Origin of the sequence: Thermus caldifontis, from assembly GCF_003336745.1 — a bacterium.
GTDB lineage: Bacteria > Deinococcota > Deinococci > Deinococcales > Thermaceae > Thermus > Thermus caldifontis.
In genome coordinates this window covers 108540-124065 of sequence record NZ_QGMX01000004.1, presented here as the reverse complement: position 1 = coordinate 124065, position 15526 = coordinate 108540, and the positions used below count along the sequence as shown (strand labels likewise).

Annotated in this window: 15 protein-coding genes and 1 riboswitch; of the genes, 4 read left to right on the top strand and 11 right to left on the bottom strand. The window is 62.9% G+C overall.

Annotated elements, in window-relative coordinates:
• The first annotated feature begins 3 nt into the window (after positions 1-3).
• Positions 4-1242 carry a Na+/H+ antiporter NhaA gene (gene nhaA / locus DK874_RS07460; RefSeq protein WP_114313391.1) on the top strand — a complete coding sequence of 413 codons (1239 nt, stop codon included), beginning with the start codon at positions 4-6 and terminating at the stop codon, positions 1240-1242.
• 7 nt (positions 1243-1249) lie between these two features.
• A complete protein-coding gene (pdxT, locus tag DK874_RS07455; RefSeq protein WP_114313390.1) occupies positions 1250-1825 on the top strand; it encodes a pyridoxal 5'-phosphate synthase glutaminase subunit PdxT in 576 nt (191 codons plus the stop codon).
• A gap of 6 nt (positions 1826-1831) precedes the next feature.
• Here pdxT and DK874_RS07450 read toward each other — a convergent pair whose 3' ends face one another.
• The 8 genes from DK874_RS07450 to hisS all read right to left on the bottom strand — a co-directional run bounded on the left by DK874_RS07450 (position 1832) and on the right by hisS (position 11032).
• Positions 1832-3148, bottom strand: a complete 1317-nt coding sequence (locus DK874_RS07450) for a TRAP transporter large permease (protein ID WP_114313389.1) — start codon at positions 3146-3148, stop codon at positions 1832-1834.
• Positions 3138-3659 carry a TRAP transporter small permease subunit gene (locus DK874_RS07445; protein ID WP_114313388.1) on the bottom strand — a complete coding sequence of 174 codons (522 nt, stop codon included), beginning with the start codon at positions 3657-3659 and terminating at the stop codon, positions 3138-3140. The genes DK874_RS07450 and DK874_RS07445 overlap by 11 nt, the downstream gene beginning before the upstream one ends.
• Before the next feature lie 19 nt (positions 3660-3678).
• Complete coding sequence (dctP, locus tag DK874_RS07440; protein WP_114313387.1) at positions 3679-4761, bottom strand: TRAP transporter substrate-binding protein DctP; 1083 nt, start codon at positions 4759-4761, stop codon at positions 3679-3681.
• A gap of 215 nt (positions 4762-4976) precedes the next feature.
• A complete protein-coding gene (gene asnS, locus DK874_RS07435) occupies positions 4977-6293 on the bottom strand; it encodes an asparagine--tRNA ligase (RefSeq protein ID WP_114313386.1) in 1317 nt (438 codons plus the stop codon).
• Between the two features lie 11 nt (positions 6294-6304).
• Positions 6305-7120 (bottom strand): HAD family hydrolase, encoded by an 816-nt coding sequence (locus DK874_RS07430; RefSeq protein ID WP_114313385.1) that lies wholly within the window; start codon positions 7118-7120, stop codon positions 6305-6307.
• Positions 7120-8013 carry a PhzF family phenazine biosynthesis protein gene (locus tag DK874_RS07425; protein WP_114313384.1) on the bottom strand — a complete coding sequence of 298 codons (894 nt, stop codon included), beginning with the start codon at positions 8011-8013 and terminating at the stop codon, positions 7120-7122. The genes DK874_RS07430 and DK874_RS07425 overlap by 1 nt, the downstream gene beginning before the upstream one ends.
• Positions 8006-9751 carry an aspartate--tRNA ligase gene (aspS, locus tag DK874_RS07420; protein WP_114313383.1) on the bottom strand — a complete coding sequence of 582 codons (1746 nt, stop codon included), beginning with the start codon at positions 9749-9751 and terminating at the stop codon, positions 8006-8008. The genes DK874_RS07425 and aspS overlap by 8 nt, the downstream gene beginning before the upstream one ends.
• Positions 9752-9775: 24 nt before the next feature.
• Entirely contained in the window at positions 9776-11032 is a 1257-nt protein-coding gene (hisS, locus tag DK874_RS07415; protein ID WP_114313382.1) for a histidine--tRNA ligase, read from the bottom strand.
• A gap of 39 nt (positions 11033-11071) precedes the next feature.
• On the opposite strand from hisS, the gene DK874_RS07410 reads away from it, so the two are divergent.
• A complete protein-coding gene (locus DK874_RS07410; RefSeq protein WP_114313381.1) occupies positions 11072-11407 on the top strand; it encodes a hypothetical protein in 336 nt (111 codons plus the stop codon).
• Between the two features lie 459 nt (positions 11408-11866).
• Here the strand turns inward: DK874_RS07410 and DK874_RS07405 are convergent, their stop codons facing one another.
• From DK874_RS07405 to modA, 3 genes are all read right to left on the bottom strand, one after another.
• The gene (locus DK874_RS07405) at positions 11867-12868 is read right to left on the bottom strand and encodes an ABC transporter ATP-binding protein (protein WP_114313380.1); all 1002 of its coding nucleotides are present in this window, start codon (positions 12866-12868) and stop codon (positions 11867-11869) included.
• Positions 12850-13521 (bottom strand): molybdate ABC transporter permease subunit, encoded by a 672-nt coding sequence (gene modB / locus DK874_RS07400; protein ID WP_114313379.1) that lies wholly within the window; start codon positions 13519-13521, stop codon positions 12850-12852. The genes DK874_RS07405 and modB overlap by 19 nt, the downstream gene beginning before the upstream one ends.
• Positions 13522-13523: 2 nt before the next feature.
• Positions 13524-14423: a molybdate ABC transporter substrate-binding protein gene (gene modA / locus DK874_RS07395; protein ID WP_114313378.1), complete on the bottom strand. Its 900-nt coding sequence runs from the start codon at positions 14421-14423 to the stop codon at positions 13524-13526.
• A riboswitch (molybdenum cofactor riboswitch) is annotated at positions 14414-14537 on the bottom strand. It overlaps the preceding gene by 10 nt.
• 80 nt (positions 14538-14617) lie before the next feature.
• Between modA and argF the strand changes: the two genes are divergently transcribed.
• A complete protein-coding gene (gene argF / locus DK874_RS07390) occupies positions 14618-15523 on the top strand; it encodes an ornithine carbamoyltransferase (protein WP_114313377.1) in 906 nt (301 codons plus the stop codon).
• Positions 15524-15526: the final 3 nt, after the last annotated feature.

Below are 15526 nucleotides of genomic sequence, written 5' to 3'. Positions count from 1 at the left end.
GACATGCCGAAGCGCCGTTATCCCCGGTTACTGGAGCAGTTTCTGGAGAGTGAGGCTAAAGGGGGGCTGGTTCTTTTTTTGGCGGCTCTTCTTGCCTTTATGCTGGCCAACTCTCCGGGGGCGTCAGGCTACTTTGGGTTGCGGGAAGTCCCGGTGGGCCTGCGCTTTGGGGGTTTCTCCTTGGAAAAGCCCCTGCTTCTTTGGATCAACGATCTCTTGATGGCCCTTTTCTTTTTGCTGGTGGGCTTGGAGCTCAAGCGGGAGCTGGTTTCCGGTGAGCTTAAAGACCCAAGAAGGGCAGGGCTAGCCTTGGCGGGCGCTCTGGGGGGAATGGCGGTACCAGCCCTTCTGTACCTCATGCTCAATCCCGGTATGCCCGAGGCCCGGGGCTTTGGGGTGCCCATGGCCACCGATATCGCCTTTGCTTTGGGCGTGTTGGCCCTAGTCCCTCGGGCACCCTTGGGGCTCAAGCTTTTCCTCACAGCCCTGGCCATCGTGGACGACCTGGGAGCGGTTTTGGTGATCGCTCTCTTTTACACCGGGGGCCTGGAACCCTTCCCTTTGGGCTTGGCGGCCTTGACGCTGGTTTTTGCTCTCTTTCTTAACCGCTTGGGGGTCTGGTACCTTTGGCCGTACATGCTCCTGGGATTGCCCCTTTGGTACTTTGTCCTCCAGTCCGGCCTCCACGCCACCTTGGCTGGGGTGCTTCTGGCCTTGGCTATTCCTTTGCGGCGGGCTAGGCCCTTCCAAGGAGCTACTTCTGCCCAAGATCCGGAGGATCTGGAGGGGGAGCTGGAGGGCCTCGAGGAGGAGGTGGAGGAGGCGCAAAGCCCCCTGCACCGCCTGGAGCACACCCTCCACCCTTGGGTGGTGTATGGGGTGCTGCCCATCTTTGCCTTTTTCAACGCAGGGGTGGCCTTGGTGGGCTTGGAGTTTGGAGCCGTGGCCCTGGGCGTGGCCTTGGGGCTATTGCTGGGCAAGCCCTTGGGAATCCTCCTTATGGTCTGGTTGGCCCTGCGCCTGGGGCTTGGGACCTTGCCCCAGGGGGTGGACCTGAAGGCCATTCTGGGGGTGGGGTTTTTGGCGGGCGTCGGCTTTACCATGGCCCTCTTTATTGCGGGCCTTGCCTTTGAAGGGGACCTTTTGGACCAGGCCAAGGTGGGGGTGATGGCCGCCTCCTTATTGGCCGGGATTTTGGGCTTCGCTCTGGTGCGGGCTTCCCTTGACAGGGGCCGGGCCTAGGTCCAGGATGAGGGGCGTGGTTGGCGTTTTGGCCCTACAGGGGGATTTCCGCGAGCACAAGGAGGCATTGAAGCGGCTTGGGATCGAGGCCAAGGAGGTGCGCAAGAGGGAGCACCTGGAGGGGGTTAAAGCCCTTATCGTGCCGGGGGGTGAGTCCACCACCATCGGCAAGCTGGCTCGCGAGTACGGCCTGGAGGAGGAGGTGCGAAGGCGGGTAGAGGAGGGCTCCCTTGCCGTCTTCGGCACCTGTGCTGGGGCCATATGGCTTTCCCGGGAGATTTTGGGTTATCCGCAGCAACCCCGGTTAGGGGTGCTGGATGTGGCCGTGGAGCGCAACGCCTTCGGCCGCCAGGTGGAGAGCTTTGAGGAGGACCTCGAGGTCCGGAGTCTGGGGCCCTTTCACGGGGTCTTCATCCGGGCCCCCGCCTTCCGCCGCCTGGGGGAGGGGGTGGAGGTATTGGCGGAACTAGGGGGCCTTCCCGTGTTGGTGCGCCAGGGCAAGATCCTCGCCAGCGCCTTCCACCCCGAGCTCACCCCGGACCCCAGGCTTCACCAGTACTTCCTAGAGCTAGCGGGTACGTAAGGGTGGCTACTTGTTGTTGTAAACCAGGCTTGGTAACCATGTGGCCAATCCTGGGAAGAGCATGAGGAGGATCAGACCCGTAAGCTGAAGAAGCAGGAAGGGGATGGCTGCCCTGTATATGGTACCCATGGAGATCTGGGGAGCTACCCCACGTACATAGAAGAGGGCATAACCAAAAGGGGGAGAAAGGAAAGACATCTGCATGTTTACCAGATAGAGAACCCCAAACCACAAGGGATCGAACCCGAGACTGCGGATAATGGGTACAAAGACGGGAACCGCTAGCAGGAGTATTCCCACCCAGTCCAAGAACATCCCCAGGATGATGAGGATCACCTGCATCAGGATCAAGATTCCCCAAGGGGATAACCCAGTGCCCAGAAGAAGTTCGCTGACAAAGCGATCCCCTCCCTGGGCTACGTAGAAGGCCACGAAGGCATTGGCTCCAAAGACGATCCAAAGCACCATGGCGGTAGCTTTGGCGGTCTGTTCTAAAGCCAGCTGCAGGTTTCGCCAGGTAAGCTTGCGGTGTAGGGCGGCCACCACCAAGGATCCGAAGGCTCCTACCGCCGCCGCTTCCGTGGGGGCGGCCAAACCCAGGAAGATGGTACCGAGCACTAGAAAGATGAGAAGGAGGGGGGCCCAGATGGTCCTTAGAGCGCGCAAGCGCTCCGGCCATGTGGGCATTTCCTCTTTGGGGATCCTAGGGGCAGCCTGGGGATAGAGCAGGGCATAGACGATGGAGAAGAGCATATACAGACCTGAAAGGACCAGCCCGGGAAGCACAGAGCCCAAATAAAGCTCGCCCACGGACTGGTTGGCCACCAGACCATAGATGATGGCGAGAACACTTGGGGGGATAAGGATGCCGAGAGTGCCTCCTGCCATCACAGTGCCGGCGGCTAGCACGGGGCTGTACCCCCGGCGCAGCATCGCAGGTAAGGCCACCAAAGCCATGGTTACCACTGCTGCGCCGATGACGCCCACCATGGCGGCTAGAAGGGTGGAGGCCGCAACCGTAGCGACCGCCAAACCCCCTGGTACCCGTCCCAGCCATTTGTAGGCCACGTCAAAGATTTCCTCTATGAGCCCAGACTTTTCCAACATCGAAGCCATGAAGATGAAGAGAGGGATGGCTGCCAGAAGGTACTGGGTCATGTTGTTCCACATGCGCTGGGGCACCAGGGCCAGGGCGTCTGGGCTCCATAGCCAGGCAATGAAGGTTACGGCGAGGCCTCCTATCAAGAAAGCCAGAGGATAACCGGTGAAAAGGAGAAGGAAGAGACTCCCGAACATCAGCCAGGTGAGCGTTTCAATGGGCACGATCTTCCTCCTCCTTTCCCAGAAGCACCAGGATGTCCCGGATTGTGTTAGCTAAACCCTGGAGAAGCAGCAAGGCGGCACCCACCGGGATGGCCAGCTTGAAGGGGAATATGGGGATGGCTTGGTTGGCGAGGGAAAACTCGCGGTTCTGCCACGAAGCTAGGAAGAACTTCCAGCCATATGCCACAAGGGTGCCAGCAAATAGCATCAGGAAGATGAAGCCTAGGATGTTAGCCCAGGCTTGTCCCTTACGGGGGAGCCGGCTATAGAAGATATCCACGCCCACATGAGCTTTCTCCTTTAGGGCATATGCCCCGGCTAGCACATATAGGAGGCCAAAGAGAAGCGTGGACACCTCGTGGGCCCACTGGGTGGGGGCGTTGAAGAAGTAGCGCCGTACCACTTCGCTCGTAAGGATAAGGACCGCCAGGAAGGTAAGCCAGGCGACCAAGCGTCCAGACCACAGGCTTAAGGCGTCAATAAGGCTGAGGAAACGTAGCAGGGTTTGCATCACGGTACAACCCTCGAGGTTAGAGGCTCAACCCTCGAAGATCTGCATCGGTGACGTACCCTAAGGCCTTCATGTACTCAAGTTGGCTAGCAAAGGCTTCCCGGGTGTACTTGTCCTGTTTGGCCCACTTGAACCAGATGGGGATGGCCACGCGGCGGAATTTGCGCACATCTACCGTGGACAAGCGAATGATCTGCACGCCTGCTGCTTTGTATTTAGGCCAGGTTTCCAGGTTTGCTTTCTGGATACCGGCATAGTGAATCCAGCTCCAATCGTGAACCGCTGCCTCAAAGCGTGTCTGAAGATTTTTGGGCAGGGCACGCCAACGGTTGATGTTCAGGGTGATATCTGCCAGGTCCACGGGCTGGTGGATGCAGGGGGTTTCAGGTGGGCCCATGATGATGTACTTGGTGACCTGGTGGAAACCCAGGTTGTAGTTCACCGCCGGGCCCACAAAGTCAGCTGCATCGATAACCCCCCGTTCCAAAGCAGGGTACACCTCGCCCCCCGGCAGGAGCACCGTGGCCGCCCCTGCAGCAGCGAAGATCTCGGCGATCATGCCTCCAGGTACCCTTAACTTTACTCCCTTGAAGTCTTCAAAGCTCTTGATGGGTTTTTTGGAGTGAATAAGGTTATAGTCGTGCTGGACCGGCCCCACATAAAAGAGCCCTTGTTCCTCGTAGGCTTTGCGAGCTAACTCCAATCCCCCCAGGGCGTAGTACCAGGTTTCCCACTGGTCGGGCCGGTCCAGGCCCAGGGGATAGGAGGAAAGGAAGGCGGTTACAGGCATCCTCCCGGCCCAGTAAAGGGTAAAGGGATGCATGCCATCCAAGACCCCGGTCTTGACGGCGTCGAACATGTCAAACGTGCCCACCACTGCCCCGGCAGGGAAGGTTTGGATTTCAATTTGTCCGTCGGTGAGCTCTTTGACCCGCTCAGCGAACTTCTGGAACAAGGTATAGCCTACGGTGCCCGCATCCCAAGCCGACTGGATGCGCCAGCGAAACCTAGGGGCTTGGGCGATGGCAAGAGGGCTAAACACTGAGCTCGCCGCCACGCCAGTGACCAGCTTGCGAAGAAAGTTCCTCCGGTTCTTCTTCATGGTCCCCCTCCAGGACAGAGCGATAAAACCTTTGGGAGCAGCGCAGCAGGTTGGTGACGCACTTATAGAAACACGAGTTGCTTTATTTGTCAAGCCTCGGTATTATTTTTCGATATGTGAAATATAGGAAGCCCTGATTGCATCCCCATGGAGCGAAAACCCCTCACGCCAGAGAGCGTGAGGGGTTTTACGGTGGAATGAATCTGCTCTAAGCATCAGGGATGCATCCGGGAGTACATCCGGGGGAAGGGGATGGCCTCCCGCACATGGCTTAGGCCACAGATCCAGGCCACGGTGCGCTCCAGGCCCAACCCGAAACCCGAGTGGGGTACGCTGCCGAAGCGCCTTAGGTCCAGGTACCAGTGGTAGACCTCCTCCGGAAGGCCGAACTCCCGAATTTTCCTGCGTAGGAGCTCCAGGTCGTGGATTCTCTGACTACCCCCGATGATCTCCCCGTACCCCTCGGGGGCTAGGAGGTCATCGTTCAAGACCAGTTCCGGGTCCTCTGGGTCCGGCTCCATGTAGAAGGCTTTAATCCGGGCGGGGTAACGTTCTATGAAAACGGGCCGGTCAAACTGGCGGCTGATGGCGGCCTCCTGAGGAGCCCCGAAGTCCTCCCCGTAGGGCAGGGGTGGCACCTCCGGGTCCTTTTCCGCCAGCCGGTTGACCAAGGCCACGGCTTCCTTGTAGGTGAGGCGGGGGTAGCGGCCCTCTGCGGCAGGCTCCAGGGCCTTAGGGTCCCGCCCAAGCATCGCCAGCTCCTTGGCCCTCCTTTCTAAAACACGGCCCACCAGATAGCTCACCAGCTCCTCCTGCAAGGCCATGTTCTCCTGGTGGGTCATGAAGGCCACCTCGGGTTCGATCATCCAAAACTCCAGGAGGTGGCGTCGGGTTTTGCTCCTTTCCGCTCGGAAGGTGGGGCCAAAGGTGTAGACCTTGCCGTAGGCCAAAGCCCCGGCCTCGGCATAGAGCTGCCCCGACTGGGAGAGGTAGGCCTTTTCCCCGTCAAAAAGGTCCACCTCAAAGAGATCGGTGGTGCCCTCCACGGCGCTAGGGGTGAGGATGGGGGCGTCAAAGCGTAGGAAGCCCCGCTGGGCGAAGAAGTCGTGGATGGCCCTTTCCAACTCGTCCCGAATGCGCATAACGGCAAAGGGCCGGCGGTGGCGAAGCCAAAGGTGGCGGTGGTCCATGAGGAAGTCAATGCCGTGCTCCTTGGGGCCAATGGGGTATTCGCCTTGGGGCAGGCTGATCACCTGGAGGTGGCGCACGGAAAGCTCAAACCCCCCGGGGGCCCTCTCGTCCTGCCGCACCAGGCCGAAGGCCTTTAGGGCGGTTTCCTGGGGCAGGTGATCCGCCTCTTCAAAGACGTCCTCGGGCACCTCCCCTTTAACCAGGGTGGCCTGGAGGAAGCCGGTGCCGTCCCGGAGGATGAGGAAGTGAATCTTGCCCTTGGAGCGCTTCTGGTAAAGCCAGCCCCTTATCTCCACCTCCCGGCCCTCATGCTGAGCGATCTCGTCTATGAAGACCCGCATACCCCTAGAGTCTAATCCAGAAGGGCGAGGAGGGCCTCTGCCAAGCCGCACGCCTCCACGGGGGCCACCACCCGTTTGGCGGCGGCTTTCACCTTAGGGGCAGCGTTTCCCATGGCGATGCCCAAGCCCACCCCTTGGATCACCTCCAGGTCGTTCTCCCCATCCCCCACCATGGCGGACTGGGCCAGGGTAAGGCCGTAGCTTTCCGCCACAAAGCGGGCGGCGGTGAGCTTGCTCACCCCCTTTTTGGTGAGGGAGACGAAGCGCACCCCAGGCATCCGGGGGCTTTCCGCCACGTGGGCCTGGAGTTCTTGGGGCAAAGAGTCCATAAGGGCCCCCAGGGGAGCTTGGGGATCGGCCAACACCTGGAGGCGGACCAGGGGGCTAGGAAGCTCGAGGAGATCGGCCTCCTCGGCGGCCACGCCCAGGAGCTCCTGGTGGGCCTTCAGGAGGGGGCTATCCCCCTCCACGAAGAAGTCCCCCAGGGCGGTGTAGCCCTCCAGGGGAAGCCCAAGCCTGCGGGTCAGGCGCACCGCCCTCCGGGCGGCCTCTTGGGGCAGGGCCTCCACTAGGAGGGGTTGGGTAGGTGGGGAGTGGGGGTCCTGGGAAAGGGCCAGGACCACCGCCCCCGACTCAAACACGTGCAGGCCCGTGGGGTCCAGCCTGCGGGCGTAGGCCAGGGCGTGGCCCCGGCCCGGCCGGCCGGTGATGAGGCTAAGGCGTATCCCCTGGTTCCTGAGGGCCTCCGCCGCGGGCCAGACGCAATCTGGGACTCCGTCCCTGCCCACCAGGGTGCCGTCCACATCTAGGAAGACCAACCCCACCATCAGAGTTCCCCAGCGAAGACCTGGACCGCTTCCCCACCGATCTGGACGCTATAGGGCTGGCCGGTGGGGCTATACTCCACCACCACCTCCACCACCCCGGGGTTACCCAGGCGGTGGCCTTGGTAGATGGTGAGGACCACCCGGCCCTCCCTCCGGGGCACCACCCCAGCCCGGGCCAAGAGGGCCCCCAAGGCGGCGTTGGCGGAGCCCGTTACCGGGTCCTCGGGGATGCCCAAGAGGGGGGCGAAGTCCCGGGCGTAGAAGCTCCTTGGCCCCATGGGAGCGTAGGCGTGCACCGTGGCCACTTCCAGCTTCCGGGAAACCGCCGCCAGGGCCTCCATCTCCGGCTCCAGGGCGTCCACTACCCCGGGGGCAATCAGGGGGACAAAGAGGCTCCAAAGCCCGGTGTAGGCGATGCCGTAAGGAAGTCCCCGGTGCAGGTAGCGCTCGTCGGAGCCCAGGGCCTCGAGGACCTCCTTCAAGGCCTGGTAGGGAGGGAGGTCGCGGAACCTGGGGGCAGGGCCCCGCACCAGGGCCTTCTTGGGCTCCCCGGCCTCATAGAGGATCTCCACCGGCAGGGCCTCAGTGGGGGTGTGAAGGTAAAGCCGCTCTGTCCCTTCCGGGGCCAGGCCCAGGCGCACCAGGGTCAGGCCCAGGGCCAAGGCGGCATGCCCGGAAAACTCCACCTCCCCTGTAGGGGTGAAAAAGCGCACGGAAAAAAGGGTGCCTTGTTTTTCCGTGACAAAGGCGGTTTCCGGCTCGCCCAGGCGCCGGGCAAGGCTTTGCATTTCCTCCAGGCCCATTCCCCTGGCATCCAAAACGATGGCCACCCGGTTGCCGGTTCCCGGGGTGGAGGCAAAGGCGTCCACGATCACGTAGGGAATCCTAGCCATGGGCGATCACCATAAGACCCAGTTCGCGAAGCTGCTCCTCGGACACAGGGCTTGGGGCCCCGGTGAGGGGGTCCTTGCCCTCCTTGTTCTTGGGGAAGGCGATGACCTCGCGGATGGAGGGGCTAGCGGTCATGAGGGCCAGCAGGCGGTCCAGCCCCCAGGCGATGCCCCCGTGGGGTGGGGCCCCGTAGGTGAGGGCCTCGAGGAAAAAGCCAAACTTTTCCCGCTGCTCCTCCTCCCCGATGCCCAGCACCCGGAACATCCTGGCCTGAAGGACCGGGTCGTGGATGCGGATGGACCCACCCCCCACCTCGGTGCCGTTCAGCACCAGGTCGTAGGCCAAGGCCCGGACCCTTCCCGGATCGGTGTCCAGAAGGGGTAGGTCTTCAGGATGGGGGCGGGTAAAGGGATGGTGCATATAGGTGTACTGGCCCCTTTCCTGGTCCCACTCCAGGAGGGGAAAGTCCACCACCCAGAGGAAGTGGAAGCCTTCCCGGGGGAGGTCCAAGAGCTCCGCCAGCTTAAGCCGCACCTGCCCCATAGCGGTGGCCGCTACCTTGGCGGGCCCCGCCACGAAGAGGAGGGTTTGCCCCGGGCCGGCTTTCGTGGTCTCTAGGAGATGGTGCTGTACGGGTTCCAAGAACTTGGCGATCCCGCCTGCCAGTCCCCCTTCCTCCACCCTAGCAAAGGCCAGGCCCTTGGCCCCGTGGCGCTTGGCCACCTCCTCCAGCTCGGCGATCTCCTTTCGGGAGAGGGCCCTGGGCACCGCCAGGGCCTTTACCCTTTCCGCTTCCCGGAAAACCTGAAAGGCGCTTTCCCGGAAGAGGTGCCCCACCTCCTTGAGCTCCAGGCCAAAGCGGGTGTCGGGCTTATCGGAGCCAAACCGCTCCAGGGCCTCCTGGTAGGCGAGGCGGGGAAAGGGAAGGGGAAGCTCCACCCCCAAGCCCTCGCGGAACACGTGGGCCATGAGCCTTTCGTTAAGCGTTAGGATATCCTCCACCTCCACAAAACTCATCTCCAGGTCCATTTGGGTGAAGTCGGGTTGGCGGTCGGCCCGGAGGTCCTCGTCCCGGAAGCAGCGGGCGATTTGGAAGTAGCGGTCAAAGCCCGCCACCATCAGCATCTGCTTGAAAAGCTGCGGGGATTGGGGCAGGGCGTAGAAAAGGCCCGGTTGCTGGCGGTAAGGCACCAGGAAGTCCCGGGCCCCTTCCGGGGTGCTCTTGGTCAGGAAGGGGGTTTCCACCTGGATGAAGCCTTCCCGGTCCAGGAAGTCCCAGATGGCCTTGATGACCCGGTGGCGTAGGCGCAGGTTTTCCTGCATCCTCTTCCTGCGGAGGTCCAGGTAGCGGTATTTTAGGCGGAGTTCCTCCGAGACCTCCCTTTCCTCCTCGCCGCGCCAGCCGGCATCTATGGGAAAGGGAGGGGTTTTGGCTTCGGAAAGCACCTCCAAGGAGGAAAGCTCCACCTCCACTTTCCCCGTGGGCAGGCGAGGGTTGGGCTCGGGGCGCAGGCGCACGGTGCCCTTTACCCGGACCACCCACTCCGAGCGGACGCGTTCGGCTTCCTGGTAAGCGGGGCTTTCCGGGTGGGCCACCAGTTGGACCAGCCCTTCGCGGTCGCGGAGGTCCAGGAAGATGAGCCCCCCCAGGTCCCGGCGGCGGTTCACCCACCCCTCGAGGACCACCTCCTCCCCCACGTGTTCTTCCCTTAGGCTTCCGGCGAAGTGGGTGCGGCGCATAATCCCCCAAATCTTAACGGATTCTCACGCCAGGGCGGAAAGGAGGAAGCCCAGGGCCTCCCTTTGGGGAAGGCGCACCTGTTCCCCGGTGGCCAGGCGCTTCAAGGTGACCTCACCGGTTTTCAGCTCATCCTCTCCCAAGAAGCCCGCGAAGGCCGCGTTCCGCTTTAGGGCTTCCTCCACGCCCCTGCCGGGCCTCTTGGGGCTTAGGGCGTACTCCGCCCGGATGCGGGGTCTTAAGGCCTCCGCCAGATAAAAGGCTTCGGCCACCGCTTCCTCCGTCAGGGGGATCAGGTAGACGTCGGGTCCTCCCTCCTCGGGAAGGCGGAACCCCTCCGCCTCCAGGGCCAGGGCCACCCTCTCCACCCCAAAGGCGAAACCCACCCCGGGTACCCTCGGTCCCCCCAGGAGCTCGGAAAGCCCGTCGTACCTTCCCCCGCCTCCCAAGGCGCTTTGCGCCCCGATCTCCGCATGGTGCACCTCAAAGGCCGTGCGTACGTAGTAGTCCAGGCCCCGCACCAGGGCTGGGTCCAGTTCGTAGGGCACGGAGAGCCTCTCCAGGTGCCGTTCCACCGCCTTCAGGTGGGCTCGGGCCTCTTCTCCCAGGAAGTCCAGCATGGGCTTGACGCCAAGTTCCTGCAAAAGGGCCTGGTCCTTTTCGCTTTTGGAGTCCAGGATGCGCATGGGGTTGAGCTCGAGGCGCTCTTGGGAGTCGGGGGAAAGCTCTTCCCGGTAAGGGCTGAGCACCTCCCTCAGGTAGGCGTTGTAGCGGGCCCGGTCCTCCGGGTCCCCCACGGAGGAAAGCTTCAGGGTAAGCCGCCTCAGGCCCAGCTCCTTAAGGCTTTCCCAAAGAAGCACCACGGCCTCGGCGTCCAGGATGGGGTTATCCGAGCCCAAAGCCTCGTAGCTCACCTGGTGGAACTGGCGGTAGCGCCCTTTCTGGGGTCTTTCCGCCCGGAACATGGGCCCCGCCATCCAAAGCCTTACCGGCTGGGGCCAGACCTTCATCCCCTGCTCCAGATAGGCCCGCACCATGGCGGCGGTGCCCTCAGGGCGGAGGGTGAGGGAGCGCCCGCCCCGGTCCTGGAAGGTGAACATCTCCTTGCGGACGATGTCGGTGGCGATCCCCACCCCTTTTTCAAAGACCTGGGTTTCTTCAAAGATGGGGGTGATGAGCTCCAAAGCCCCTGCCGCCTCCAAAACCCGGCGGGCGGTGGCCACGATCTGCTGGTGGAGCCTTAGCTCCACGCCGAAGAGGTCCTTGGCGCCGCGAACCGCCATACCTTTACACTTTACCGCAACCCTTTGTATAGTTGGGCCATGGCCCAGAGGGGTTTAGGGTGGACAGCAGGGGTCCTCCTCTACATCCTCCTCACCCTCACCGCCTCCACCGGGGTGGCCCTGCAGGTGTACCTCATGCAGGTGCAAAACCCTGGGCTTAGGGCGGACCTCTGCCAGGCCCCCGGGGAGGAGAAGGAGGTGGACCACTCCCTCTTCTGCGGCCTCCAGGTGGCCCCGGGGCTTCCCCTGATGGAGGGCCCTGCGCCCCCTACCCTCCTGCAGGTCCTCAAGGAACGCCTTTCCTCGGAAAGGGGTTTCCCAGCGCCCGTGGGGGCCTTCCTTGTCCCGCGGGCTCCTCCTTTCGCCCAAGCCTAGGGGTTTCGGCCAATAGGGCTTGTGGGGCGAAAGGAGGGATGAATGCGAGCGGTGGTGTTCACCGAGGACCTTGCGCTATATGCCGCAATCCACGCAGCACTGACGGAAAAAGGTTGGAAGGTGTCTTGGAAAAGTGGAGAGGGCCTGGTCCTGGCGGACCTGGCCCATCTGGAGAAAGGCTGGGTGTGGTGCTGGCGGACCTCCTGGGGCCTTCGGGCCTATGATCCCAGGTACCAGCTTTTCCTGACCCGCAAGGATGACCCTAGGACCCTGGCCGAGGGGCTTCAGGGGAAGGGGGGATTAGGGCTTTTGCCTGGGGAGTGGGGGGTGTTTTGGGCCTTGGGCCAGGGGGTTGTTCCCAAGGGCGGGGCTCTGGCCCGACATCTTGGCATTCCTCCGCACCGGGCCCGGTTTTACCTGAGGGGCCTTAGGAACAAGTTCGGTCTGCCCGAGGAGGAGCTAGTCCGCCTGGCCTGGCATCAGGTGCAGGTAGTGGGGCTTCAAGGCCACGCGAAGCCGTTGGCCGGGATGCAGGCCCAGCCTTTCCTGCACGTGGCGGGGCAGGAGGAGGCTCAAGGCCACAGGTCCTTGGAAGTGCCCACGGTAGGCCAACCCCTCGGGATACAGGCTTTCTAGAACGCCTTCCAGCACATTCTGGGGTGGGGGCGGCCGATCCTCCCGCACCACGATCACCTCCTCCGCCCGCACCCCCAGCCAGGCCTCTTGCCCTGGGCGGGCCCAAGGAGGAAGGGGAAGGCGTAGGTGGACGGGGCCAAGCCAGACCCCTTCTTCCCCGATGCGCACAGGAAAGAGGTTCTCGTACCCCAAAAGCCGGGCCACCTCCACCTCCTTGGGGGAGGCCAGGACTTCCTCGGGGGGGCCTTCCTGAAGGATCCTCCCCCGCCCCATCACCAAGAGCCAGTCGGCCATGCGGGCCAAGGCGGGGTCGTGGCTGACGGCCAGGGCCGGTATCCCCTCCTGGCGGATGAGGTCCACCAGCTCCCCCAGGATGCGGTCCTTGGTGAGGGGGTCCAGGGCGCTGGTGGGCTCGTCCAGGAGGAGGAGTTCCGGGCTTCTGGCCAAGGCCCGGGCCAGGGCCACCCGTTGCCTCTGCCCACCGGAAAGCTGGTGCGGGCGCTTATGGGCATGCTCCAGAAGCCCCACCCGTTGTAAAAGGGCAAGGGCCCTCTCCTTGAGGTTTCCGCCCTTTAGGGGAAAGGCCACGTTCTCCCAGGCGGTCATGTGGGGGAAAAGGGCCAAGTCCTGGGGCAGGTAGCCCACGGGCCTTCGTTCCGGGGGAAGCCCGCCGTACGGTGTGCCTTCGGCCTTTACCAGGCCGGCCAAGGCCCTGAGCAAAGTGGTTTTGCCCACCCCGCTTTCCCCCAAGAGGACGGTGAAGCCCCGGATGTGAAAGCGGGCCTCGAGGAGAATGGGCTTTCTGATCAGGTAATGGACTTCCATGCCCGCCCCTTAGCCTCCAAAGAGCGCACGGCCACCAATACGGCTAGGCTCAGACCGAGGAGGACCAGTGCGGCTTTGGCTGCATCCTCAAAACGCAGGGCCTGCACGAGGTCGTAGATGTAAATGCTGACCATCTGGGTCTTTCCGGGGATGGAGCCCCCCACCATGAGGACCACCCCGAACTCCCCCAGGGTGTGGGCGAAGGCCAGGAGGGTCCCGGAAAGGAGACCCGGCCAGACCAGGGGTAGGACCACCCGTGTCCCTATCTTGGCCTTACCCACCCCGAGGGTCCGGGCCACCTCCAGGAGGTTGCGGTCCAGGGCCAAAAAGGCCTCCCGGAAGGCGGTGAGGGCGAAGGGCAGGCTGAAGAGGACGCTGGCGAAGACCAGGCCTTCAAAGCGGAAGGCCCAGGAGAGGCCCGTGATCCTGGGCCAGAGGCCCTCCGGCCCGAGGAACAGGAGAAGGTAAAAGCCCAGCACCGTGGGCGGTAGGACCAGGGGAAGGAGAAAGACGGCTTCCAGCAGGGACTTTCCTGGGAAGCGATGAAAGGCCAGGGTCCAGGCCAGGGGAATGCCCAGGAGGAGAAGGATTAGGGAGGATACGAGGGCCACCTGGAGGGATAGGCGGAGGGCGGTCCAAAAGAGGGGGTCCATGGCTACTCAGGTTTCTCTCCGGGCAGTAGGAACCCGTACCGCTTGAAGACGGCCCGGGCCTCAGGGCCTCCCACAAACCGGTAGAAGGCCATAACCTCAGGCCGCATCCTTCCTTTCAGAATCACGTAGTCCTGTTCCAGGGTAAGGTGGCTCCCTAAGGGGGAAAGCCAGTAGACCCCGGGTTTGGATAGGTTCTCATGCACGGCAAGGGAGAGGGCCAGGATGCCGGCCTTGGTGGTGGTGAGGGCCAGCTGGGCTGTTTGGGAGATATTTTCCCCGTACACGAACTCAAAACTAGACTTGCCTTGGCGGAGGGGTGAGGCGTCCCAGTAGGCCTCCACACCCCGGGACAGGGTTTCCCAAGGGATCTCCTCCCAGGAGAGGCTAAGGAAGGGTTTCTTGAGGCCGGAAATGGGGGCGTCAGCCCGGCGCTTGAGAAGACCATAGTGCTCCAAGAGGGTGACGGCAGCCCGGCCATAAGGGGCATGCATGGGGTTGGCGATGGCGAGCCGGGTGATCCTGGGGTCCTCGAGGGCCTCGGGGCTTGGCTTAAGGCCTAGGCTCCGATCCAGCCAGATCACCATGCGCCCTATGGCGTAGGGCTTGCGGGTACCCGGTTCAGCAAGCCCTTTTTCCTCCAGGAGCTGGGGGTAGATCTTTTCAGCGGAGAAGTAGATGTCCGCCTCGAGGCCCTGGGTGAGCTGGGTGTAGAACTTCCCCGAGGAGCCGAAGGTGAGGACCACCCGGATGCCTGGGTTCTGGGCTTCAAAAGCCCTGGCTACGTCCGATAAGGCGTACTGCAGGTCGGCAGCGGCTACCACCCTTACCTGCCTCGGCTGGGCCCAGGCTGGGCTAAGGCCTAGGACCCCTAGGAAAACCACCAGAAGGCTGTTTTTTAACATCTTTACCTCCTTTGCAACCGCGGCAGGCGGCGGGGTTGCCCCCGACACCCCGGGGCCAGAAGCCCGGCCCGGAAGGCCCTGAGGGTCTATCCGGGCTCGGAGGCTATGGGGATGCTAACCCGCAGGCTTCCCGCCTGTCAACGAGGGCCTCGGGGTTGCATAAGTTTGCAAAGGTGCGGTATCCTGGAAGCCTCATGGTGGGAGATGCCCTCACTCGGCCCAAGGACCTTTTGGACTTCTCGGCCCACGGTCGCCAGGAGGTTTTGGCCCTCCTGACCTTGGCGGAAAGGCTGAAAAGGGAGCGTTACCGCGGGGAGGACCTTAAGGGGAAGGTCCTGGCCCTGCTCTTTGAGAAGCCCTCCTTGCGTACCCGCACCACCCTCGAGGTGGCCATGCTTCACCTGGGAGGGCATGCCGTTTACCTGGACCAAAAGCAGGTGGGCATCGGCGAGCGAGAGCCTGTCAGGGATATTGCCAAGAACCTGGAGCGCTTTGTGGAGGGGATCGCTGCTCGCGTGTACCGGCACGAAACCGTGGAGGAACTCGCTCGCCACGCCCGGATTCCCGTGATCAATGCCCTTTCCGACCGGGCCCATCCCCTGCAGGCCCTGGCGGACCTCCTCACCCTAAAGGAGGCCTTCGGGGGATGGGAGGGCCTCGAGGTGGCCTGGGTGGGGGATGGGAACAATGTCTTGAACTCCCTTCTGGAGGTGGCCCCCTTTGTAGGCCTTCGCGTACGGGTGGCCACGCCCAAGGGGTACGAGCCGGATCCTGGCCTTTTGCAAAAGGCGGGGGCGTTCTTAACCCATAATCCCAAGGAGGCGGCCCTGGGGGCCCATGCCCTTTACACCGATGTCTGGACCAGCATGGGCCAAGAGGCGGAACGGGAAAGAAGGCTCCAGGATTTCCACGGCTTTCAGGTTAACGGGGAGCTCTTGAAGCTTCTCCGGCCCGAGGGCATTTTTCTCCACTGCCTTCCCGCCCATTATGGGGAGGAAACCACCGAGGAGGCGGTGCACGGGCCCCAAAGCCGGGTCTTTGACCAGGCAGAGAACCGTCTTTACACCGCCAAGGCCGTCCTCCTGCGCTTGCTAAGCTAGGGG